Origin of the sequence: Gottfriedia acidiceleris, assembly GCF_036421055.1 — a bacterium.
GTDB classification, from domain to species: domain Bacteria; phylum Bacillota; class Bacilli; order Bacillales; family Bacillaceae_G; genus Gottfriedia; species Gottfriedia acidiceleris_C.
In genome coordinates this window covers 301,479-323,548 of record NZ_JAZGQS010000003.1, presented here as the reverse complement: position 1 = coordinate 323,548, position 22,070 = coordinate 301,479, and the positions used below count along the sequence as shown (strand labels likewise).

22 protein-coding genes and 3 riboswitches are annotated in these 22,070 nt (G+C 32.6%); of the genes, 11 read left to right on the top strand and 11 right to left on the bottom strand.

The features are described from left to right. Nucleotides 1-12 precede the first annotated feature (12 nt). Both RAH41_RS06410 and RAH41_RS06405 read left to right on the top strand, forming a co-directional pair. Entirely contained in the window at nucleotides 13-213 is a 201-nt protein-coding gene (locus tag RAH41_RS06410; protein WP_331221350.1) for a cation transporter, read from the top strand. 83 nt (nucleotides 214-296) lie between these two features. Beyond that, complete coding sequence (locus RAH41_RS06405; protein ID WP_331221348.1) at nucleotides 297-1,103, top strand: hypothetical protein; 807 nt, start codon at nucleotides 297-299, stop codon at nucleotides 1,101-1,103. 177 nt (nucleotides 1,104-1,280) lie between these two features. Here the strand turns inward: RAH41_RS06405 and RAH41_RS06400 are convergent, their stop codons facing one another. The 5 genes from RAH41_RS06400 to RAH41_RS06380 are packed head-to-tail and all read right to left on the bottom strand — an operon-like array spanning nucleotide 1,281 to nucleotide 4,974. Next, nucleotides 1,281-2,288 carry a ThiF family adenylyltransferase gene (locus tag RAH41_RS06400; protein ID WP_331221347.1) on the bottom strand — a complete coding sequence of 336 codons (1,008 nt, stop codon included), beginning with the start codon at nucleotides 2,286-2,288 and terminating at the stop codon, nucleotides 1,281-1,283. Then, complete coding sequence (locus tag RAH41_RS06395; RefSeq protein WP_331221346.1) at nucleotides 2,285-3,052, bottom strand: thiazole synthase; 768 nt, start codon at nucleotides 3,050-3,052, stop codon at nucleotides 2,285-2,287. Before RAH41_RS06395 ends, RAH41_RS06400 begins: the two co-directional genes overlap by 4 nt. A 2-nt stretch (nucleotides 3,053-3,054) precedes the next feature. Continuing rightward, nucleotides 3,055-3,258 carry a sulfur carrier protein ThiS gene (thiS, locus tag RAH41_RS06390; RefSeq protein WP_331221345.1) on the bottom strand — a complete coding sequence of 68 codons (204 nt, stop codon included), beginning with the start codon at nucleotides 3,256-3,258 and terminating at the stop codon, nucleotides 3,055-3,057. A 26-nt stretch (nucleotides 3,259-3,284) separates the two neighbouring features. Beyond that, on the bottom strand, nucleotides 3,285-4,376 hold the full coding sequence (gene thiO, locus RAH41_RS06385) for a glycine oxidase ThiO (RefSeq protein WP_331221344.1): 1,092 nt from the start codon (nucleotides 4,374-4,376) through the stop codon (nucleotides 3,285-3,287). After that, nucleotides 4,360-4,974, bottom strand: coding sequence for a thiamine phosphate synthase (locus RAH41_RS06380; protein ID WP_331221342.1), 615 nt, complete (start codon nucleotides 4,972-4,974; stop codon nucleotides 4,360-4,362). The genes thiO and RAH41_RS06380 overlap by 17 nt, the downstream gene beginning before the upstream one ends. An 87-nt stretch (nucleotides 4,975-5,061) precedes the next feature. Next, a riboswitch (TPP riboswitch) is annotated at nucleotides 5,062-5,171 on the bottom strand. Nucleotides 5,172-5,404: 233 nt separating this feature from the next. Then, a riboswitch (TPP riboswitch) is annotated at nucleotides 5,405-5,519 on the top strand. Nucleotides 5,520-5,659: 140 nt separating this feature from the next. Here RAH41_RS06380 and thiC point away from each other — a divergent pair. Both thiC and RAH41_RS06370 read left to right on the top strand, forming a co-directional pair. Next, nucleotides 5,660-7,438, top strand: a complete 1,779-nt coding sequence (gene thiC / locus RAH41_RS06375) for a phosphomethylpyrimidine synthase ThiC (RefSeq protein WP_331221340.1) — start codon at nucleotides 5,660-5,662, stop codon at nucleotides 7,436-7,438. A gap of 15 nt (nucleotides 7,439-7,453) precedes the next feature. Beyond that, the gene (locus RAH41_RS06370; RefSeq protein WP_331221339.1) at nucleotides 7,454-7,624 is read left to right on the top strand and encodes a hypothetical protein; all 171 of its coding nucleotides are present in this window, start codon (nucleotides 7,454-7,456) and stop codon (nucleotides 7,622-7,624) included. A 59-nt stretch (nucleotides 7,625-7,683) separates the two neighbouring features. Here the strand turns inward: RAH41_RS06370 and RAH41_RS06365 are convergent, their stop codons facing one another. From RAH41_RS06365 to RAH41_RS06345, 5 genes are all read right to left on the bottom strand, one after another. Continuing rightward, nucleotides 7,684-7,863: a small acid-soluble spore protein H gene (locus RAH41_RS06365; RefSeq protein ID WP_331221338.1), complete on the bottom strand. Its 180-nt coding sequence runs from the start codon at nucleotides 7,861-7,863 to the stop codon at nucleotides 7,684-7,686. A gap of 142 nt (nucleotides 7,864-8,005) precedes the next feature. After that, nucleotides 8,006-8,137: a YjcZ family sporulation protein gene (locus tag RAH41_RS06360; protein WP_331221337.1), complete on the bottom strand. Its 132-nt coding sequence runs from the start codon at nucleotides 8,135-8,137 to the stop codon at nucleotides 8,006-8,008. Nucleotides 8,138-8,314: 177 nt separating this feature from the next. After that, nucleotides 8,315-8,575 (bottom strand): hypothetical protein, encoded by a 261-nt coding sequence (locus RAH41_RS06355; RefSeq protein ID WP_025672087.1) that lies wholly within the window; start codon nucleotides 8,573-8,575, stop codon nucleotides 8,315-8,317. Between the two features lie 178 nt (nucleotides 8,576-8,753). Then, nucleotides 8,754-10,160, bottom strand: a complete 1,407-nt coding sequence (locus RAH41_RS06350) for an amino acid permease (RefSeq protein WP_331221336.1) — start codon at nucleotides 10,158-10,160, stop codon at nucleotides 8,754-8,756. Between the two features lie 423 nt (nucleotides 10,161-10,583). Beyond that, a complete protein-coding gene (locus RAH41_RS06345; protein WP_331221335.1) occupies nucleotides 10,584-10,763 on the bottom strand; it encodes an H-type small acid-soluble spore protein in 180 nt (59 codons plus the stop codon). A gap of 337 nt (nucleotides 10,764-11,100) precedes the next feature. Here RAH41_RS06345 and RAH41_RS06340 point away from each other — a divergent pair, with 337 nt between their 5' ends. Then, the gene (locus RAH41_RS06340) at nucleotides 11,101-12,060 is read left to right on the top strand and encodes a LacI family DNA-binding transcriptional regulator (RefSeq protein ID WP_331221333.1); all 960 of its coding nucleotides are present in this window, start codon (nucleotides 11,101-11,103) and stop codon (nucleotides 12,058-12,060) included. 166 nt (nucleotides 12,061-12,226) lie between these two features. Here RAH41_RS06340 and RAH41_RS06335 read toward each other — a convergent pair whose 3' ends face one another. Then, a complete protein-coding gene (locus RAH41_RS06335; protein ID WP_331221332.1) occupies nucleotides 12,227-13,111 on the bottom strand; it encodes a LysR family transcriptional regulator in 885 nt (294 codons plus the stop codon). A gap of 131 nt (nucleotides 13,112-13,242) precedes the next feature. On the opposite strand from RAH41_RS06335, the gene RAH41_RS06330 reads away from it, so the two are divergent. From RAH41_RS06330 to RAH41_RS06305, 6 genes are all read left to right on the top strand, one after another. After that, a complete protein-coding gene (locus RAH41_RS06330; RefSeq protein ID WP_331221331.1) occupies nucleotides 13,243-14,508 on the top strand; it encodes an APC family permease in 1,266 nt (421 codons plus the stop codon). Between the two features lie 725 nt (nucleotides 14,509-15,233). After that, nucleotides 15,234-15,379: riboswitch (FMN riboswitch) on the top strand. Nucleotides 15,380-15,706: 327 nt separating this feature from the next. Continuing rightward, nucleotides 15,707-16,354, top strand: coding sequence for a riboflavin synthase (ribE, locus tag RAH41_RS06325; RefSeq protein WP_331221330.1), 648 nt, complete (start codon nucleotides 15,707-15,709; stop codon nucleotides 16,352-16,354). Between the two features lie 12 nt (nucleotides 16,355-16,366). Beyond that, on the top strand, nucleotides 16,367-17,560 hold the full coding sequence (locus RAH41_RS06320) for a bifunctional 3,4-dihydroxy-2-butanone-4-phosphate synthase/GTP cyclohydrolase II (RefSeq protein ID WP_331221329.1): 1,194 nt from the start codon (nucleotides 16,367-16,369) through the stop codon (nucleotides 17,558-17,560). Nucleotides 17,561-17,577: 17 nt separating this feature from the next. Beyond that, entirely contained in the window at nucleotides 17,578-18,039 is a 462-nt protein-coding gene (ribE, locus tag RAH41_RS06315) for a 6,7-dimethyl-8-ribityllumazine synthase (protein ID WP_088014180.1), read from the top strand. 145 nt (nucleotides 18,040-18,184) lie between these two features. Next, entirely contained in the window at nucleotides 18,185-19,471 is a 1,287-nt protein-coding gene (locus RAH41_RS06310) for a class I SAM-dependent methyltransferase (RefSeq protein WP_331221327.1), read from the top strand. Continuing rightward, the gene (locus RAH41_RS06305) at nucleotides 19,468-22,053 is read left to right on the top strand and encodes a metallophosphoesterase (RefSeq protein ID WP_331221326.1); all 2,586 of its coding nucleotides are present in this window, start codon (nucleotides 19,468-19,470) and stop codon (nucleotides 22,051-22,053) included. The genes RAH41_RS06310 and RAH41_RS06305 overlap by 4 nt, the downstream gene beginning before the upstream one ends. Nucleotides 22,054-22,070: the final 17 nt, after the last annotated feature.

The window sequence follows — 22,070 nt, the reverse complement described above, 5'->3', positions numbered from 1 at the left end:
GAGGATTTAGAAATGGAAACAATTTTAAAAGTAGAAGGTATGACATGTGGACACTGCAAAGCTGCAGTTATGAAAGCTGTAGAAGGAGTGTCTGGTACAAATAATATAATCGTAAGTTTGGAAAATAAAGAAGTAATATTCAATACTTCAAACGCTGAAACAGTTGAGAAAGTAAAAGAGGCTATTGAAGATCAAGGTTACGATATCGTTTAATCAAAGTGTTATCAAACAAATAAAAAGCGAACTATAGGTTCGCTTTTTATTTGGAAAAAATACAATACTGGGGAGAGATTTAGATGAAAAACTTATTGTTGTTGCTTAGTTTTGTTACTGTTTTTGGATTAAGTGGTTGTGAGAGTAAGACACACACAGGATCAACCCACCAAAATATGAATCATGAAACAAAAGAAGAGATGGATTCTACTCAAGTAAAATTTTCATTTAATGGTATACCAGAGAGTAATAAAAAAGTAGATTTAAACATACAGGTTAATAGTTTAAAAGGAAAACCAATTGATCAGTTTGAACTAGAACATGAAAAATTAATGCACTTGATCATTGTAAGTAAGGATTTATCTTTTTTTGATCATTTACATCCACAATATAAGGGTAAAGGATTATTTACAGTCATACCGAATTTTCCAAATGGCGGTGAATATAAGTTATTTACAGATTTTACACCTAAGGGCTCTGATAAAAATGTAAAATCCAAATTAGTAAAGGTATCAGGACAACCAGCAGGACCAGTTTCACTAATACCAGATAAAGTTTTAACAAAAGTAATTGATGGAAAAGAGGTTACTTTAAAATTTGATAAATTAACCACAGATCATGAAGTTAAAATGACATATACAATCAAAGATGCTAAAACAAAAAAAGATATTAATGATTTACAGCCATATTTAGGTGCAGTTGGTCATGTTGTTGCGATTAGTGGAGACACTAATACATATTTACATGTCCATCCTATGAATGAAAAATCAAGTGGACCAGTTGCGGAATTCATGACGAGTTTTCCAAAAAAGGGAATGTATAAGATATGGGGACAGTTTAAGCAAAATGGAAAGGTGTTTATCGTACCATTTATAGTAGATGTACCATAATATCCTTCCATGATAACTGCTGTATTAATGTTGGAAGAACAGTTATTGATTTCCAATCGATGAAAAATCTAGCTTAACATTAGCAGGTTCAGTAGGGAATGAGTCTAAGGATAGTTTATAATTAGCCCTTTCAAAGACTAGTAAATTATTAGTCTTTGAAAGGGTATATTTTCTAATTTAACCTAAAACTTTGCGATAGAGCTCCTTAGCAACAGAAGGTTCCTTTGTACCGTGAATAATCGCTCGACCGTCTTTAAATAAAACAATGCGATGTTCATCATAAGTACATGACAATAAATAAGGATTTACAATCAAATCATTTACTAACCCTTGTAATTTTTCAGAAAGGTTAGTTAGTGTAGGGGTTTTAGTGGTTGATACTCTTAATTGGACTGCATCTCTTCCACATAAAACATATGACTTCATATTGTCATCATCTTTTAAAAATGGATAACTTCTTATAGGACCACATGTTGGACAATTATGATTTTTTAATTTTTCAATGTTTATATCAGACTTTTCATACTTCCAAACATCAATCGATTGTAAGATTGGTAAAAGTTCATAGTCAGTAAGATATTGCATGGCATAGGTTACTTGGTAGGCAGCAATCATTTGTACAATTGGACTGATTACTCCTACTGTATCGCAAGTCATATTTAAAGTTGGTATATGATTTAATAAACAGTTAAGACAAGGAGTTTTACCTGGAATAATTGGAAATGAGAGGCCATAGCTTCCTACACATGCACCAAAAATAAAGGGAATTCCATGCTTAATAGCGGCATCATTCACTACCATTCTAGTTTCAAAATTATCAGTTGCATCTAGTATGATTGTTTGACCTTTAATCATCTCTTCAATATTAAGACTAGTAATATCTTTTATTAAACTAGTAATTGATACTTCACTATTAATTTGTTGAAGTCGCTTTTTAGCTGCAATTACCTTTGGCAGTTTATTTCTAGCATCTTCCTCAGTATAAAGTGATTGCCTTTGTAAATTACTCCATTCAACATAGTCACGGTCAACAATTGTTATATTACCAATGCCTGCTCTTACAAGCATTTCTGCTATTGATGAGCCTAGTGCACCAACACCAATAATAATGGCACTGGCTTTTTGTAAGTTTGATTGACGATCGCTTCCTAAAAATAATTCTTGCTTTGCATAACGGTTTGTCAAGAATTCACCAACCCTGTGATTGGGCTACTAGCTTCACCATAATTTTTTTCTTCCATTCTTCCTGCCTCAAAACCAAGCCTACCAGCTTCAATAGCAAGCTTCATTGCAACTGCCATTTTTACAGGATCTTTCGCATTAGAAACTGCAGTATTTAAAAGGACTCCATCAGCACCTAGCTCCATTGCAAAAGCAGCATCTTTTGGTGACCCGATTCCGGCATCTACTATAACAGGTACATTCGATTGCTCAATGATGAATTTAAGATTTAATGGATTAATAATTCCTTTTCCAGATCCGATTGGGGATGCACCTGGCATAATCGCATGTACACCAAGTTCTTCTAGTCTTCTTGCAAGCACAACATCATCGGAAGTATAAGGTAATACAATAAATCCTTCGTTTAATAACATTTCTGATGCTTTCAATGTTTCGATTGGATCAGGTAATAATGATTTATCACACCCAATTACTTCTACCTTAATCATATCGCACAAGCCTGACGCTTTTGCCAATCTTGCAATTCTAACTGCCTCTTCTGCAGTTTTTGCACCAGCCGTATTTGGTAATAATTTATATTTTGATAGATCTAATTGTTCAAGAAAATTTGGTTGAGATTCCTCAAAAATATTCATTCTTCTAACAGCAAAAGTTAGTATCTCGGCTTCCGATACTTCAACAGCTTCTTTCTGGACTTCAAATGAAGGGTATTTTCCTGTTCCTAATAATAATCTTGAATGAAACGTATGATTTCCTATTTTTAACATAATTAGCCACCACCTACAAAATGTATTAATTCTACAGAATCCCCGTTAGAGAGACGAGTTAACGAATACTGTTCCTTATAAATAATTTCTTTATTAACCTCGACAATAACAATTCGGTTTTCTAATTGATATTCATTCAGCAGATCCTGAATTGTACAGGTTTTGCTCGAAATATTGATATTCTTTCCGTTTAATCTAATTTCCAAATGCTTACACCTCCAAAGAGTTAAAATCAACGATTGATTTTAAAAGCTTCGATCCAGTTATGATCTACTTTCCGTTTAAGGATCAAATCTCGAATTAATTTTCCAGTTGCCGGCGCAAGCAATATTCCATTTCGAAAATGGCCGGTCGCAAATAAGATGTGTTCTTCTTCTGGATGAGTTCCAATAAAGGGATTATAGTCTATAGTTCGCGGTCGTAATCCTGCCCAAAATGAATCAATTTTCATGTCTTCAACTTCGGGAAGCATTTTTTTAGCGCTTTGTATTAATGATTCAATCCCACTTAAGCTAGGGTTCTCATTCCAATCGTTATCAATCATCGTTGCTCCGATGACAAGGCGGCCGTCATTCCTTGGAACAATATAATTTTGCTCATGGAAGAGAGTATGTTTTAATGCAACTTTTTCGCTTTTGACCGAGATGCATTCACCTTTAACTGGGATAATTTTGTGATGTAATCCAAGCTGATCAAACAATGCATTACTCCAAACGCCACTTGCAACAACAATGGTTTTTGCTTCAAAATTGCCATTTGTTGTTTTAATTAAATAATGTGAATCATTTTTTTGAATCTGAAATACATGTGTATATTCAAAAATAGATGCACCTAAAATTTGAGCACCTTTGCAAAACGCGTTACAGACAGAAACAGGTAATACATTCACGTCGTCTTCAATATAAGCTGCTCCAATTATGTTTGAATGGACACCAGGTATCTGATTTTTTAACTCCTCCTGGTTATACCATTGTGCCGCAGTTTGAGTGAGTAGGGGAGTTAACCGATTTTTTTCTAAATCTGTATAAGCTAGTTTGAAAATGCCACCTTTTTTAAGTTCAATATCAATTCCACATAATTCTTTTAATTCTTCCTGAAGGTGAAAATAAGTTAATTGACTGTTTCTTGCAAAAGTAAAAAATGACTCTGAGTGATCCCACTCGGAATGGGCACCAAGCATTCCAGCGGCTGCCTTCGTTGTTTTCTGTCCAACTTGCTGTCCTTCAAAAACTGCGACATGAATGTTTTCTTTCGCTAGATAATAAGCAATGGAACAACCTATTATTCCACCACCAATTACTACAACATCAAATTTCATATTCATAAGCGAATTTGCACCTTTCAAAATATTGTAGTGCAGCTTCTAGAGGATTTCGGGCAGAAAATATGCCAGACATGACAGCTATACCATCAATGTCATTCTCTTTTAGAACTTGGACATGTTCTGGTAATATTCCACCGACTGCATAGATGGGTACCGTTAACGTTTTTTTCATTTCTGGAATTAGTTCAATTCCATTAGGTGTTAATCCATTTTTACACGCTGTTTCAAAACAATGACCGTACATAATATAGTCAGCTTTATCATTTTCTGCCTGTATTGCTTCAGTAAGTGTGTGAACTGATTTTCCTACTCGTAATTTAGGGAAATATTCTTTTACATCAACAAGTGGAAGACCATGTCCTGGCAAGTGAATATTTGATAAATTAGAGAAAATAGCGATATCTAATCGATCATTTAAAACAATTTTTTTCATATCTACTTTGTTCATTTTTAGTAGATTTAAAAGTGATATTAGCTCGATTGCCTTTTTCGATTTTTCACGAATATGTACATAGTCAACTGCATCAATTATTTGAATTATTTTTGTAGCAAGTACTTCGACTGAGTGCTGATCATCTGTAATTGCAATTAGCTCCATGTCCCAGCCTCTTTCATTAGCAAAATTTTTTCAACAAAAAAACCACTTTCCTAAAAAAAGAAAGTGGTTACATTGCACGCGAAAAAAGTATAAAATGCGCCACTTTCCTACGCAGGTACTAGCCTGTTCAGGTTTTGAGGGTTTAAAAGTAACTACTTTATTCTCAGCCCTTATCAAGGGATCCCCTAGTGATGAATATGTTTGAAAATTAATCTTAGCATAGCATAAAAAAAATAATATTCAATACTAAATATTTTTTACGAATCTAATTTTTTACAAGAAATGGGGCTTGAAGCATTATGAAATCAAGTGTTTTAGAGAGAATTAAAAGTTTAAATTTTTTAAGATTGGCCATTTCTGTAAAAATTTAGGGAAATAAAAGCATTTACATTTTAAAAATGAGAGTTTATATTTAGGTGGAACAATTTAATAGATTGACTAGGGGTGTCCATTTAGTTGGGCTGAGAGAGAAACGCGCTTAAGTTTTTTAACCCTCAGGACCTGATCTGGTTCATACCAGCGTGGGGAAGTTAGAAATTTCTCATTAATGATTTCTTAATTGTTAATGTAGTTTTACTAACATTTAGCCGGGTCTTAAAAATAAGATTCCGGCTTTTTTCATGCTTTAAATGGATTGGATTTCGTCCTTTTTAAACTTACTAATTAAAAAGGGGAATGAAATCAAATGAACAATTCTGTAAATGAAATGAATTTTTCCATCATGTCTAGTTTTTCAGGGAGTAAGAAGGTGTATGTTGAAGGATCTAGACCTGACATTAAGGTGCCAATGCGTGAGATTCAATTAAGTCCTACAACTGGCACTTTTGGCGAAGAAGAAAATGCGCCAGTTAGAGTTTACGACACAAGTGGACCTTACACAGATTCAGCTAGCTCAGTTGATATTCGAATGGGACTTAAGGCGATTAGACAAAACTGGGTAATCGAACGAAATGATGTTGAAGAGTATGAAGGGCGTGAAATAAAGCCCGAAGATAATGGATATAGAAAAGAATCAGATCAACATAATGTTGAGGTATTTAAAGGGTTAAAAAGAAAACCGTTACGTGCAAAGGATAATGGAAATATTACGCAAATGCATTATGCTCGTAAAGGGATTATTACACCGGAAATGGAATTTATTGCGATTCGAGAGAATGTTTCAGCTGAATTTGTTCGTGATGAAGTTGCAAAAGGAAGGGCTGTCATTCCGTCGAATATCAATCACCCTGAAAGTGAGCCAATGATTATCGGTCGTAATTTTCATGTGAAAATAAACGCCAATATAGGTAATTCAGCCGTTACGTCCTCAATTGAAGAAGAAGTAGAAAAAATGACATGGGCTACTCGTTGGGGAGCGGATACGATGATGGATCTTTCAACTGGGAAGAATATTCATACAACACGTGAATGGATTATCCGAAACTCGCCAGTACCAGTAGGGACAGTTCCGATTTATCAGGCGCTTGAAAAAGTTAATGGAATCGCTGAAGATTTAAGCTGGGAAGTATTTCGAGACACTCTAATCGAGCAAGCTGAACAAGGGGTAGACTATTTTACAATTCACGCTGGTGTATTATTACGCTATATCCCATTAACTGCAAAACGAGTGACAGGAATTGTATCTCGTGGTGGGTCTATTATGGCTCAGTGGTGTTTAGCTCACCATAAAGAGAATTTTTTATATACTCATTTTGAAGAAATTTGTGAAATTATGAAGCGTTATGACGTAACATTCTCTTTAGGCGATGGATTACGACCAGGTTCAATTGCAGATGCAAATGACGAAGCACAGTTCTCTGAGTTAGAAACACTAGGTGAGTTAACAAAAGTTGCATGGAAACATGATGTTCAAGTTATGATTGAAGGACCGGGACATGTGCCAATGCACTTAATTAAAGAGAATATGGATAAACAATTAGAAATTTGTCAGGAAGCGCCATTTTATACATTAGGACCGCTAACGACTGATATTGCGCCTGGTTACGATCATATTACGTCAGCAATCGGTGCAGCAATGATTGGCTGGTTTGGTACTGCAATGCTGTGTTATGTAACTCCGAAAGAGCATTTAGGTCTTCCAAATAAAGAAGATGTTAGAGTAGGTGTTATTACATACAAAATTGCAGCACATGCAGCTGACTTGGCAAAAGGACACCCTGGTGCACAAAAAAGAGATGATGCACTTTCAAAAGCTAGATTTGAATTTAGATGGCGTGATCAGTTTAATCTTTCTCTTGATCCTGAAAGAGCAATTGAATACCATGATGAAACATTACCTGCTGAAGGAGCTAAAACAGCACATTTTTGTTCAATGTGTGGTCCAAAGTTCTGTAGTATGAGAATTTCACAAGATATTCGAGATTTAGTAAAACAAGAAGAACTTCAAAATGATTCAATCATTGAAGAAGGAATGAAAGAAAAAGCACTTGAATTTAGAAAACAAGGCGGAGAAATCTATCAATAAGGGTGTGAGCCTTATATGAATAGGGTAGAAGAAATCATAAAAGAAATAAAGCTTATGGAAAGAAATATGAGTCAGTTAAAAATCGAATTAAGCACAATTCAAAAAAATTGTGCACATGATTTCCAGAAGAAAGATACGATCCAAGAATGCCTTAAATGCAGTTTAATTGAAAGCTTGTCTTGGTAAAATGCGAAACAATAAAAAACAAACCTCCAAAAAAAGAGGTTTGTTTTTTTTTTCGAAAATTAATGTTCTGACAAACTATTGATTGAAACTTCTTCCTCTTGATCTGGTTGGCCAAGTGGATAGATTCTAGCTGTTTCACTTTTTTCATCAACATGTTGAATATAAATTGGTACTCCATTGTATGTCACATTTGCCATTTTAGGTGAAGAAGCGATTTCTTGTGCTCGTTGTTTATTCATACATAAACTCCTCTACATTAATAATTGAAACCTAACATATTATTAACAGAGGTATACTTGAATATTCATATTCAAGTAAAAGTTTTTTTAAAATAAAAAAACTCCTGTTAAAATTTAACAGGAGTTCTATAGTTTTTAATGATTACCAGTGATGTCCATATCCGCATCCGTCATATCCAGACCAGCAAGCTGCTCCAACAATGATTAATAAGATAAACAGAACAACGATTAAAGCAAAACCGTTAAGATGGTGTCCGTGATGTCCAGTACTCATACATGTGACCTCCTTCATACGATATTTAAGGGAAAACTCCCTTAGGGTCATGTAACTAACTAATTGAAAATTACAATTAGGAGAGGTGGATAATGTATCGTATGTTTTTTTACCAACTATGAAACTAGTCTATATTGTAAATAGGCTTATACCTAGACGTAAGTTTTAATAAATCAATTATTTTTCCTTAGGAAGTGAAATTGCTGTTTCAACTACATAACCATTTTGAAACTTCACAGCAATTGTACCTAAATAAGTGTCAGTAGGCTGAAGAGTTTCAGTACAAGTAAAATAACGAATATGTACAACTTCTTTCGTATCTTTACTAATCTTTTGACAAGCAAGTAAATTACTTAGTCGTTTTAATGCAATATCTCTTTTCACTCCAATAAGATCCTTTTTAATAAATGATTCATAATAATTTTTTAATGGGAACATTTTAACAGCTCCTGTTCATTCAAAAATAAAATTTCTTAAGTCGTATCATATCATAGAGCAAAACTGTTTTTGTAAAGTATGTTGTTGTGGATATTTATAATTATTCTAGATTGTTGTGGAAAATATGTAACAGACAAAAAAAATGCCACTATAGTAACCTATAGTGGCATTTCATTACTTATGCTGTTTGATTTGAATCCTTATCAAACTTATTTTTACTGTTAAGTTTAGAATTTTTATATCCGTATGTTATATAAATTACTAAACCGATTACTAACCAAACTACGAAACCTTTCCAAGTAAATGATGAAAGTTGTAGCATTAAATATACACAGAATACAACAGCTAATACTGGTACTACAGGTACCCAAGGAGTTTTGAATCCACGCTTTAAGTCTGGACGAGTTTTTCTTAATACTAGAATACCAAGAGAAACAGCAGAGAAAGCGAATAGTGTACCGATATTTGTTAATTCAGCTAATTTGTTTAATGGAATTAAGCCAGCGAATAAAGCAACTAGCCCGCCTGTTACCCATGTGCTTGTTACAGGAACTGAAGTTTTCTTATTAACTTTTGATAATTTACCTGGTAATAAACCGTCTTTACTGATTGCATAGAATAGACGAGTTTGTCCAAACATCATTACGATTAATACAGTTGTAATACCAATGATTGCGCCAAGTGAGATGAAACCAGCAGCCCAATCTTGGTGAATAAATGCTAGTGCAAATGCTACAGGGTCTTTAACACCTAATTGATCAAATGGAACGATACCAGTAAGAATTAATGAAACGACAATATATAAGATTGTACAAATTGTTAAAGCTGAGATAATACCGATTGGTAAGTTACGTTGAGGATTTTTAACTTCCTCAGCTGCAGTTGATACTGCATCAAATCCAAAGTATGCGAATACTACTACTGCAGCACCAGCTGTTACTCCATGGAATCCCATTGGCATAAATGGAGTCCAGTTGTGCGGTTGAACGTACCAAACACCTACTACGATGAAAAGTACTACTACTGCTAATTTTACAATTACCATTATTGTGTTAAGTTTTGCTGATTCTTTAACACCTCTAGTAAGAATGAACGTAACAAGTAAAACAATGATGACTGCCGGTAAATCAATAAAAGTATGTTTAGATGGATCAAACGCACTTGTTAAAGCAGTTGGAAGGTTTATTCCAAAACCATGTAATAAACTTTGGAAATATCCAGACCATCCACTTGCTACTGCTGAAGATGCAAGACCGTACTCGAGTACCATATCCCAACCTAATATCCAAGCAATGATTTCACCAAAAGCAACATAACTATAAGTGTAAGCACTACCAGCCTCTGGAATCATAGATGCAAATTCAGAGTAACAAAGTGCAGCGAATGTACAGGCTAAACCTGCGATAATGAATGAAAGAATAAGTGCTGGACCAGCGTAATCAGCTGCTGCTACACCAGTTAAAACGAATATACCTGTACCGATGATGGCACCGATACCTAACATTGTAAGATCAAACGCTCCTAGAACTTGTTTAAGTGAACTAGGCGAACTACCTGAAACTGATTTTTTTCGAAATAAATTCATATGAGCCTCCTCTAATCCCTATTGTAGTTTTTTAATTTTCTATTAAGAAAGTTTACTATTTTCTAATTTTACATTAAAAAATAGAAAATTCTGACAATTAGCTCCGAAGTATTATAATAGATTGTCTTTCTTAAGTGATTTTTATCATAGCATACTTATAAAAATATTCAAAGAATTTTTCGACTTTTTTTTTCAGATTTTTTAAAAATATGTAGTAAATTCGACATATTACCCAGTACCTAGTATGTTACTTAAAATGAACTAGATTGCGATTATGTCATATGTAACAACGAAGACGTAAAATCTTCTTCTTTTTTAAGGCTTCAATTTTAACTGGACTACCAAAATTATATTTTTACGTTTTTTTCCAAAAAAGAAATAAACCTCCTTAATGGAGGTTTATTTCTGGGACTTTTTTATCATTTATTGTTCTTTTAAATTACTTAATGATACTTCTTTATCATTTTGTGGCTGATCAAGAGGATATATTCTAGCTGTACCCTCATTTTTATTAACATGCTGAATATAAACAGGTACACCATCGCAAGTTACATTAATCATACCAGGTGCAGCTACGATTTCTAATGCTCTTTCAGTATCCATCATAATTCCTCCTTTAATAACGAACCTATTTTATTATTTACATAGCAAAGTTAGAGTATTCATTGAAAATAGGAGCTTTTTAAAGGATTATGTAAAATAGGATATGGAGAAAAATTGCTGAAGCAACTGTTTTCAGTTTTGCCTGCTTTACTTCCCCTCATTTCTTTTCCTGTTGTATGATAGCAAAGAAAGCGCAAAATAAAATTGAACTACACATAAATACTAAACAAAGTAAACCAAAAAGTATTTGCATATTCGTACCTCCTTTTTATTATGAGAACAGCGTAAAGTATGGAACTAGTTTCAGAGCAAGAAAAAGTTTAGAAAAGGTGAGAAAATGTCTAATATTAAAGAAATTGCGAGGATTGCCGGCGTTTCGGTTACAACAGTCTCACGAGTTTTAAATGATGAACCATATGTTAGTGAGGAAAAAAGAAAAGCAGTATTAAATGCAATTGAGCAAACTAATTACCAACGAAATCAAAATGCAGTCAATCTAAGTAAAGGAAAAACGAATTTAATTGGTGTGGTTATTCCGTTCTCGCATCATCCGTACTTTGGATTACTAATTGATGGAATTGCAAATGAGGCAATAAAAAATAATTATAAGCTCGTACTATTTCAATCAAATTATGAAGAGAAGAGAGAAATAGAAGCATTAGAGATGCTACAACACAAACAAATAGACTCACTCATTATTTGTTCTAGAATTTGTTCAATTGAAATGATTGAAGAGTTTAACCAATATGGGCAAATCATATTATTTGAAGATACGAGAAATACAGAAGTTTCTTCAACCTTTATTGATCACTACAATAGCTTCATGATTGCATTAGAATATTTATATAAAAAAGGACATCAAAAAATCGGTTATTGTATTGGTCGTAGAACAGGCATGAATAGTAAGCAAAGAGAGGCTGCCTATATTGATTTTCATAAAAAATATAATGAGCCAATATTTAGCAACTACGTATTTGACAATTGTTATTATTTCGAAGATGGTGAAAGAGTTGTCCAATCTTTGTTAAATTTAAAAGAGAGACCAACAGCTTTGTTAGTAACAAGTGATCATGTAGCTGCCGGAGTACAAACCTGCTGTAATGATCATGGAATAGCTATTCCTCAAGATTTAGCGATAATAGGGTTCGATAATCAACCTATTGCAAAAGTAATGAAGTTAACAACAGTCGAAATTCCATTGAGAGAAGTAGGTAAGAAACTTTTTATTCAAGCGATAAATTCTGAAATAACAAAAGAAGAAATTGCGTTTAAATTAATCGAGCGACAGACTGTATAATAAAAAAAGCTAGTTGGGAACTAGCTTTTTTCATGTCGTTGAATTGTGAAGTGCAATAAAAGAGCTAAGACTGCAAATGAATCAAGAAAGTTAAACTATATGTTCGGACTTTTCCCTAAGCATATAACTCAAAAGTAAAACTAATTAGAACCTAGATTTAAAAAGACTAATTCCATAATGTTGACTGTACTCTTACAACTTCCATAAATTTTCTAGCAGCACGGGATTGCCATCTGTTTTTATGCCAAGACATGATCGTAGATACACTTCCTAAATTTGTATCCCATTTTATGACTTTAAGTTTTTGTTGCTGTATTTCATTTTGAACTGCTACTAGTGGGAGTATGGATATACCAAGTCCACACATAACACATTGTTTAATTGCCTCAACACTCCAAAATTCCATTCCAGTCTCAGTTGCAATTCCTTTACTTCTTAAAAATGCTTCAAAATAATCACGATAACTACCTTGTTCTGTGAGAATTATATTTTCATTTTCATTTAGTGTAAACGATGAAAGTGTTCTAGTATCGGAAGATGGAGGTAGTAAAATGACAAGTGGTTCTTCAATTAGTGTTTCCGTATACAAATCTGAATCCGTTAAAGGAGCCTGTAGAAAGAAACCAATATCAAGATCACCTCGACGTAATTCATCTTGTAATTCCCAACATGAACCAGATTTCATCATAATATTTACTTTCGGATTTTGTGAACGAAATGCTTGAATAATTTGTGGAAGACGATAGATTGTTAAAGATTCTGGTGCACCAATTTTTAACGTAGATACTTCTTCATTTTCCATTTGGAATACATCTTTTGCTTTTGTATAGAGTTGAATCATTTCGATTGCGTGAACTAAAAAGTTCTCACCGACCTCAGTCAGATGTACCTTTTTACCTAATCGGTCAAATAAAGGTACTCCTAACTCTTGCTCAAGTGCTTGTATATGTGCAGTAACTGTAGATTGTGCATATCCGAGATGCATCGCAGCTTTAGAGAAACCGCCCATATCCACAATTGACTTAAACGTAATTAAATGTCGGATTTCCATAATAGCCTCCTAACTATCGGATTTTCCGATTGTTTATATCATAACTATTCATTTTACCGATGTTAGATTGGTTCATATAATTAAAGTATACGAAATTACTATTTGTTTCAATAACAATTGGAGGGATATGGATGAGGAATCGAAAAATTGGTTTTCTATTGCTCAGCGGGTTAATGATTGGACCTATTTTAGGCTCGGGAATTATAATTTTACCACCTGCAGTGTATGAAACTGCTGGAAGTTATGCTATTTTTGCTTGGGTTCTTATGCTTGGTTTAAGTTTAATATTTGCACTAATGTTCGGTAAGCTAAGTTTGTTAATTCCAGGAGATTCTGGAGTACCATTGGCAGTTGAACGTGCATTTGGTAAACAAATAAAAAACCTTTCAGCTATTTTCTTTTTACTTGCAGTTTGTTTTGGACCAATTGCAGTTACAGGTACAGCAGGGCATTACTTACAACTACTAACGAATCAAGGATTCTTCAATGAAAAGTGGTTAGCTTTAGGAATACTATGTTTTGTCTATATTATTTTAACTAGAAGCATTGCTGATGTTGGAAAATTTGCTTTTTTTATGTCTAGTTTCATTGTAGTGACTCTTATAGTTGGCAGCATTCATACATTATTTACAGTTGATGGGAGCTTTACTTTATCCAATCCAATTACTGTTTCTGATTTTGGAGAAAGTTTACTTTTATTATTTTGGGCTTTAATCGGGTGGGAGGTCATCGGTAGCTATTCTTTAGAAGTAAAAACGCCAGAACGAACAATTCCTAGAGCGGTAATCTTAAGTTTCTCGATTATAGCAATAGTAAGTTTAACAGTTGCATTTGCTTTCCAGTGGATTCATTCTAAAAATGGAAATATGACGGACCAATCATTAGCACCGTTACTTCAGAGTTTATTTGGTAGTTGGTCAACGCCAATTATTTCAACAATTACTATTGCTCTTTGTATTAGCACGGTTCTGCTAGTAATAGGAGCAGTATCAAGGCTAATTGCCGATCAAGCCAAAAGCGGTTTATTACCTTCATGGCTTTCTTTTAAAAATAAAAATAATGTGGCAACACGATCATTATTTAGTTTGTTTGGCATTCACATAATTGTATTTATTCTTTATTTTAATGACTTCCTAAGTATTCAAACACTTGTAGCAATTGCAAATGCATTTTTCCTATGCAACGCTTTACTAGGAGTATTGGCATGTCTGAGACTATTTGATTCCATATTTTTTAAAATTGGTTCATGTATTCTAGCAATTTGCTTTTTAGGAATACTTTTATTTTCTTCACCGGTCATTTTAATATTGATCATGTTAGTTTCAGTGTACTTCATTTGGCTACAAAAAAGAGATTTAAAACATCATGAAAAAATACTACAAGTTGGAAATGAATAACAGATAGAATGGAAACTTCTTTATGAAAGAAGTTTCTTTTTTTTGAAACTAACTTTTTTATAATAATTACCATACTGTATATTTATTATTATTTTTTGGGAAAAAATATTTACAAAATTTTCACAGTTTTTTTTAATTTAATTTAAGACGAAACTGTTTATTTCGATTTTATGATTGGCTTTTTTAGTGCAATAAAAAAGTCTTTTGTTATTTTAAAATTATTTTTTAGTTATCGGGTTATTTATTTCAATTTACGATATAAAGGAAGGTGCCTTTATAATTGAAAAAAATGTTAAGTAATCTGGGAGCATTGTTAAGAGGAGTGCATTACTCTTTGGTGTAAATAAACAATTTAACGAACAAAAAAATCTTATTTTAACAAATGAAAAAAGGAATTCAAATGTATTATTAATCGAGCAATATTTCCGAATCCATAAGTCTAACTTTCTATATTAATTATAGAATTTAATATTTTTTGGAATTTCGCTAATATTAATATTTATACACATTTGTATTGGATGAAAAAAATATATATGGCAAGATGGTCAAATTTTTTTTTTTTTAAAATAAAAATTTTTTATGAAATAGAGTGTTAAAATTTCCATATTTTATAAGGTTTTTTTATTTTAATTTCCTTTTCGATTAGATCGTTTTAAAAGAAATTGAATCATAAATTCTTTACAACCAAATAATTGCTAGTTATAATGAAACCAAATTTGATAATTAGTGTCCTTCGGGGTCGGGTGAAATTCCCAACCGGCGGTGTTGTATATTTTTATACTAAGCCCGTGAGCTTCATATGATTTTTATATGTTGCTGATCTAGTTAGAATCTAGAGCCGACAGTATAGTCTGGATGGGAGAAGGATGGAGTGCATATACGGTATGTTATTTTCTTTAAAATACTTTCCGTATAGGCTTAGTTCGTTGTGCATATTTTGTATGCAGAACAATAGACGCGTTATAGTACTGTCTTTAAATAGACTCTTGTTGTACTAGCGTTTATTTAAGTATGCTTCCTTTCTTAAACATCTATTGCCCCTTAGGAGTTTTCTAAGGGGCTTTTCACTTTTTCAAATTAATTTGAATTAGAAGGTGTGATAAGGTGGATCAACTATTTATGAAATTAGAGATGGATCTTACAAAGTCATTTATCGGGCTTGAGTGTAATATGCTTTTTCGAAATGGGGTGAAAAAACTTGTTTACTGGAATCGTTGAGGAAATAGGAACAGTAAAAAATATCGTAAAAAAAGGTAATACTTTATTGCTAACAATTGGTGCATCAATCATTTTAGAGGATGTTCATTTAGGAGATAGTATCTCTGTTAATGGAGTTTGTTTAACCGTTACGGATTTTACTAAAAATGAATTTTCTGTTGATGTCATGCCTGAAACATTTCAAGCATCCAATCTAAGTACTTTAGTTTCTAGCCAGAAAGTAAATTTAGAGCGGGCAATGGCTGCAAATGGACGGTTTGGTGGTCACATTGTATCGGGGCATATTGATGGTACAGGTAAAATTGTATCTGTAAAAGCAATGGAAAACGCAGTAATGTATAAAATTAATATTCCAAGTCAGTTTACTAAATATTGCCTACAAAAAGGCAGTATAACGATTGATGGTACAAGTTTAACAATATTTGAAGTTGAAACTGATATTGTAACGATCTCATTAATTCCTCATACCCGCTCACATACTATCTTAGGCAGTAAAAAAGTTGGAGATGTTGTTAATATTGAGTTTGATTTATTAGGTAAGTATGTTGAAAAAATGCTTGGTATGAATGAGACGAAAAAGAGTTCTGCAATAACAACTTCATTTTTATCTCAAAATGGCTATATATAAAGGAGTAAGCTCATGTTCTCTAAAATAGAAGAAGCAATTGAAGACTTGAAAAATGGAAAAATTATTATTGTTTGTGATGATGAAGATAGAGAGAATGAAGGAGATTTTGTTGTTATCGGAGAATTTGCAACTCCTGAAAATATAAATTTTATGGCAACACATGGTCGCGGATTAATTTGTGCACCTGTTTCTGAAGATATAGCTAAAAAACTAGACTTATATGAAATGGTAACAAATAATACAGATTCTCATGGTACTGCATTTACAGTAAGTATTGATCATATCGATTCTACTACTGGTATCTCAGCATTTGAGCGTTCACATACTGTGTTACAAATGTTAAATGATGAATCAACTGGAGCAGATTTTAGAAGACCTGGGCATATGTTTCCTCTGGTCGCTAAAAACGGAGGAGTTATTGAGAGACCGGGCCATACTGAAGCGGCAGTAGATTTAGCTCGAATGGCTGGATCGAAAGAAGTTGGTGTCATTTGTGAAATTATGAATGACGATGGAACAATGGCAAGAGTACCAGATTTAATTCAAATCGCAAACAAGTTTAATTTAAAGATGATAACGATTAAAGATTTAATTCATTATAGACGTAAAACTGAACAACTTGTTAAAAGAGAAGTTGAAATTAAATTACCAACTGATTTTGGTGATTTTAAGATGATTGGCTATACAAATGAAATAGATGGTAAAGAGCATATTGCGATTGTAAAAGGTAAGGTTGACGATGGTGAACCTGTACTTGTACGTATTCATTCAGAATGTTTAACAGGTGATGTATTTGGCTCATGCCGTTGTGATTGCGGACCTCAGTTGCAATCAACCTTATCGATGATTGAAGAAGCAGGCAAAGGCGTAATTGTTTATATGCGTCAAGAAGGTAGAGGGATTGGCTTACTCAATAAGTTACGTGCATATAAGTTACAGGAAGAAGGCCTTGATACTGTTGAAGCAAATTTAAATTTAGGATTTGAAGCAGATTTAAGGGACTATGCGATAAGTGCTCAAATTATTAAAGATTTAGGTATTGTGAGTATTGATTTAGTAACTAATAATCCACTTAAATTAGATGCGCTAAAATCTCATGGAATTCAAATAAACAATCGAGTTCCAATTCAAACTGAAATGAAAATAGATAATGAAAAATATTTAAATACTAAAATCGAAAAAATGGGACATTTACTACACTATTAAAAATGGGAGAGATTAAGATGAAATTTGAAGGAAATTTAGTAGGATCTGGGCTTAAAGTTGCTGTAATCGTAGGACGTTTTAATGAATTTATTACATCAAAACTACTTGGTGGTGCAGAAGATGCTCTATATCGTCATGGTGTAGAAGAATCAGACGTTGATGTTATTTGGGTACCAGGAGCATTTGAAATTCCATTAGTTGCAAAAAAACTAGCTGATTCAAAAAAATACGATGCAATCATTACACTTGGAACAGTTATTCGTGGGGCAACTACTCATTATGATTACGTATGTAATGAAGTAGCAAAAGGTGTTGCTGCTATTACTCTACAAACTGGTATCCCTGTTATTTTTGGTGTATTAACGACAGAAAATATTGAACAAGCGATTGAAAGAGCGGGCACGAAAGCTGGTAATAAAGGCTGGGATGCTGGTATTTCAGCAATTGAGATGGCTAATTTATTAAGAACTTTAAACTAAGAGTATATATAATAGAAGAAACTGGTTAAGGAGAGGTGAATTTTACCTCTCTTTTTTTTATTAATTACTAATAATCCCTTAGTTATTACATGTTAAAATAGAATTAATTATTTGATAATTCAAAAAGAAGGGATGATTCACTCAAGTGGCTATTTTTCAGTTAAAATCAACTAACCCTGATTTTTCCTATATAATTGCTAAAAATCCAAGCTCTGGGATGAGTATTAAGACAATTAGGAAGGGAAACGCGTTTGCGTGGTATTCTTCAGAAGATACATACAATGTTTATTTTAAAGATGCTGATAATGAAATTTCGTATAAAGAAAAAGTAGAGGAAATGTTTGAATACTTAAATACGACAAGATATTGTTCAACCTTATTCCCGTTAAATGCAATCAACGCATACTTTTCTTCAGCATTCAAAAAGTTACATGAAAAAGATCAGAATGAATATGAAAATAGCATATTAATTAATGCTATTCATGTAAAAAACGTTAGTTACTTAAACTTCTTTCAGAGGCATTTAAATGAATTTGATCTAAACTTTGAAGAGCTAGCTAGTAAAACTTATCAGCTACGTATTCATACAACCAAAACAATTCATGAGTTAATTCACTATACGACAGTGCTATGCTTATTCTTGAGCATCGTTTCAGATGAATATATCGATTTTACAGACGATGTCATACGAAAATATATAACTAGTATGCAAATCATTGATGCACCTTACTATATACGTTATTTATTTAATAGAAATGTGTTAAATAGTCGTAAAAAATTTCTTGCATTTAAAAATGAACTTGAAAAAACAAATCATTATGAAATTGATTTTAAATTTGGAAATACTGCAAGACAGCGCCAAGAGTGGATCACAGAACAGTTAAAATTTGAGCGTTCTATTCTTGATATTGGCTGTGGTGAGGGAGCATATGCAATTCCTTATAGTCAAAAAATCAGTGAGTATGATTATTTCGCAATTGATATTGATCCCGAAATAAGAGAACGATTGAAATATAAAATAAATAATAAAGTGATTGAAAATATTGCAATCTATGAGTCGTTATCTCACTTTCTAGCGTTTTACGATAATGATTTGAATGTTGATGTATTGCTAACTGAAGTTGTTGAACACATGAGTGTTAGGGATGCTACAAAATTAGTAAAGAGCGTACTATCCGATGTTAATTTTGAGAATTTCATCATAACCACTCCAAATGCAGAGTTTAATAATCTATACCAATTAGATGGATTTAGACATGATGATCATAAATGGGAAATGACAAAAGAAGAGTTTGTTAAATGGATTGATTCAATCTTAAGTAATACAACATATAAGTCTACATTCTCAGATGTAGGAGATTGTGTAGACGGGATCTCACTTTCTCAGGCAGTTGTTATTACGAAGCAAAATGTAAAGGAGCATCAGGAATGAAAATCACAACAAATGTTCATACGATTTTTCTTTTAGTAGGCTCTAGTGAATGTGGAAAATCGACTTTTGCAAAAAATATATTAATTCCATCTCTATCTTATAGAGACGAATCGAGAAATTATAAAACGAATATACAGTATTTATCATCTGATGATATTAGACGAGAAATATTAGGAGAAGATTTTGATAAACATAGTACGATAATGCTCGAGGCGAGTGAACAGGCATTTGAACTACTATTTACTAAATTAAAGATGGTTACAACTTTCCCAATTAATGCAGAATTTGTAATTGTGGATACAACTGGACTATCAGAATCATTCCGTGACCAAGTTGTAGAAATCGCAAATGAAAATTCGTATAATGTTGATTTAGTATTATTTGATTATAAAAACATTCGAGAATACTATTCATCAGATCGATCAAAGAAATTAATTGATAATCATGTAAGACGTCTTAGAACTGAAGTAATTCCTACTATTAAAAGAAATAATTATCGAAATATACATCGTATTCGTGAGAAGAATTTTCTTAACCCAACTGAATTTGAGATTAAAGTAGATAATATCGAGGAGTATATTTCTCGAAAACTGCCTACAAAATACAAATATACAATCGTAGGGGATATTCATGAACAAATTCTTACATTTCAGAAGCTATTATCAAAAGCTGGTTTTACAGTTCAAAATAATCAAATAATAGAATCAGAGAAAAGTAGTAATCACCGCATACTCTTGGTAGGAGATTGGATTGATAAAGGAAATAAAGTTAAAGAAATCATTGAATTTATTTATTCAAACCGTAATTGGTTTTATTTTATAAAAGGTAATCATGAAAATTTTGTTAGTAAGTTTTTATTAGGTCAATTAAAAGACTCTTCGATGGATCAAAGTTTAGTAGAAACATATTTTACTTCTATTAAAACTTTGGAAAAAGATGAAGAGCTTCAAGGCAAGTTTATAGAGCTAGTAAATGAAAGTAAGGAGTTTTATCACTATATTGGTGAAGACTTTCCTTCATATTATATTACACATGCTCCATGTAAAAAGAAATATATTGGAAAAATGGATACTAATTCATCACGCCATCAACGCTCATTCCGAATTGATCGTAATAAACCGATTCAGGAGCAATTACAATTTTTAGCTGAGGAAGCTGTTTCCAATCATCCTTATCATGTATTCGGCCATGTTGCGAGTAAGAAATTAATACGCATTAAGAATAAATTTGGAATTGATACTGGTGCTGCTAGTGGGAATCAATTGACTAGTATTAGAATTTATACAAATAATCCATATTTATATAGTGTTCCTTCAGTGAATGATGATGTCGTGAATAAAGAAGAATTACCTGAATTATTCAAAGGAAGAGATAAAGATATCAATATAAATGAATTGGATCAAAAAGATAAACGACGTCTCAATTACGTATTAAAAAATTCAATTAATTATATTTCTGGTACGATGAGTCCAGCTGATAAGGATACAGATGCGAATGATTTAGAGTCTTTAAAGCAAGGACTACAATACTTTAAAGATAAAAAGGTTCAAGAAGTTGTACTCCAACCAAAGTATATGGGTTCTAGATGTAATATCTATTTATCTAAAACAATTGAAGATTGTCACGCAGTCAGTCGGAATGGGTACCGTGTAAAAAATGTTGATCTTTCGGGAGTTTATTCAAAGCTATTAGAGCGATTTAGTGGTTATATGGTAAAAGAGAATATTAAAACTTTAATTCTAGATGGAGAGTTACTACCATGGAGTGTATTAGGTACTGGATTAATAGAAGGGAAATTTAATGTTTTATCAAAATCATTGAGATCTGAATTAAACATATTAAAAGAGACTGGATTTGATGAGCATTTTAACAAACTGATCTCACGATATGAGCAAACGGACTTTCACGATGAAGTAAATCATACTACGAAACAAGTATTAACAAATAAATATGGTCATAATGATTATTCAACATTTTGTGCAGTAAAAGAAACGATAAAATCGTATGTACCGATTAAAATGCATGAAGAGCTACTAGATATTTATGATGAGCAACTAACAATATATGGGGCGGAATCGGAAATAGAGTTTAAGCCATTTAATCTCTTAAAAATGGTTTATGAAAATGGTGATGAAAAATTACCTTCATTAAGTACTGCTGAAATTTTCTCATTTGTATCGGATGACGATTATTTAGTTCTTTCATTAGATGATGAACATTACTTTGAAAAAGCTAATTGTTATTATGAGACGCTAACAACAACAAGAAAAATGGAAGGGGTAGTGATAAAACCTAACCATAAATCTTACAATAGTGCTCCATTCTTGAAGGTTAGAAACGCTGATTATTTAACGCTTGTTTATGGGTATGATTATAAATTAGAACATAAATATCAGAAGTTAATCAAACAAAAGCGGATTAATAAGAAGATAAATGCCTCCATTAAAGATTATGTTTTAGGCCAAAAGATGTTAGAATATCCACTATCTTCAATCTCAAATGATAATGAGCAGTATAAACAATTAATTGCAAATAAATTATTCGAAGAACAGCAGGCAAAAGAAATCGATCCGAGATTGTAAAATTGAAACACCTTTTA

Bases quoted from the DNA above. Each gene is read 5' to 3' on its own strand.
- RAH41_RS06365 (WP_331221338.1), bottom strand. From the start codon at position 7,863: ATGAATAAACAACGAGCACAAGAAATCGCTTCTTCACCTAAAATGGCA.
- RAH41_RS06345 (WP_331221335.1), bottom strand. From the start codon at position 10,763: ATGGATACTGAAAGAGCATTAGAAATCGTAGCTGCACCTGGTATGATT.
- thiO (WP_331221344.1), bottom strand. From the start codon at position 4,376: ATGAATATGAAATTTGATGTTGTAGTAATTGGTGGTGGAATAATAGGT.
- RAH41_RS06305 (WP_331221326.1), top strand. From the start codon at position 19,468: ATGAAAATCACAACAAATGTTCATACGATTTTTCTTTTAGTAGGCTCT.
- RAH41_RS06350 (WP_331221336.1), bottom strand. From the start codon at position 10,160: ATGAATTTATTTCGAAAAAAATCAGTTTCAGGTAGTTCGCCTAGTTCA.
- RAH41_RS06360 (WP_331221337.1), bottom strand. From the start codon at position 8,137: ATGAGTACTGGACATCACGGACACCATCTTAACGGTTTTGCTTTAATC.
- RAH41_RS06380 (WP_331221342.1), bottom strand. From the start codon at position 4,974: ATGGAGCTAATTGCAATTACAGATGATCAGCACTCAGTCGAAGTACTT.
- RAH41_RS06330 (WP_331221331.1), top strand. From the start codon at position 13,243: ATGAGGAATCGAAAAATTGGTTTTCTATTGCTCAGCGGGTTAATGATT.
- ribE (WP_088014180.1), top strand. From the start codon at position 17,578: ATGAAATTTGAAGGAAATTTAGTAGGATCTGGGCTTAAAGTTGCTGTA.
- RAH41_RS06405 (WP_331221348.1), top strand. From the start codon at position 297: ATGAAAAACTTATTGTTGTTGCTTAGTTTTGTTACTGTTTTTGGATTA.
- RAH41_RS06320 (WP_331221329.1), top strand. From the start codon at position 16,367: ATGTTCTCTAAAATAGAAGAAGCAATTGAAGACTTGAAAAATGGAAAA.
- RAH41_RS06410 (WP_331221350.1), top strand. From the start codon at position 13: ATGGAAACAATTTTAAAAGTAGAAGGTATGACATGTGGACACTGCAAA.
- thiC (WP_331221340.1), top strand. From the start codon at position 5,660: ATGAACAATTCTGTAAATGAAATGAATTTTTCCATCATGTCTAGTTTT.
- RAH41_RS06355 (WP_025672087.1), bottom strand. From the start codon at position 8,575: ATGTTCCCATTAAAAAATTATTATGAATCATTTATTAAAAAGGATCTT.
- RAH41_RS06395 (WP_331221346.1), bottom strand. From the start codon at position 3,052: ATGTTAAAAATAGGAAATCATACGTTTCATTCAAGATTATTATTAGGA.
- RAH41_RS06370 (WP_331221339.1), top strand. From the start codon at position 7,454: ATGAATAGGGTAGAAGAAATCATAAAAGAAATAAAGCTTATGGAAAGA.
- RAH41_RS06335 (WP_331221332.1), bottom strand. From the start codon at position 13,111: ATGGAAATCCGACATTTAATTACGTTTAAGTCAATTGTGGATATGGGC.
- RAH41_RS06340 (WP_331221333.1), top strand. From the start codon at position 11,101: ATGTCTAATATTAAAGAAATTGCGAGGATTGCCGGCGTTTCGGTTACA.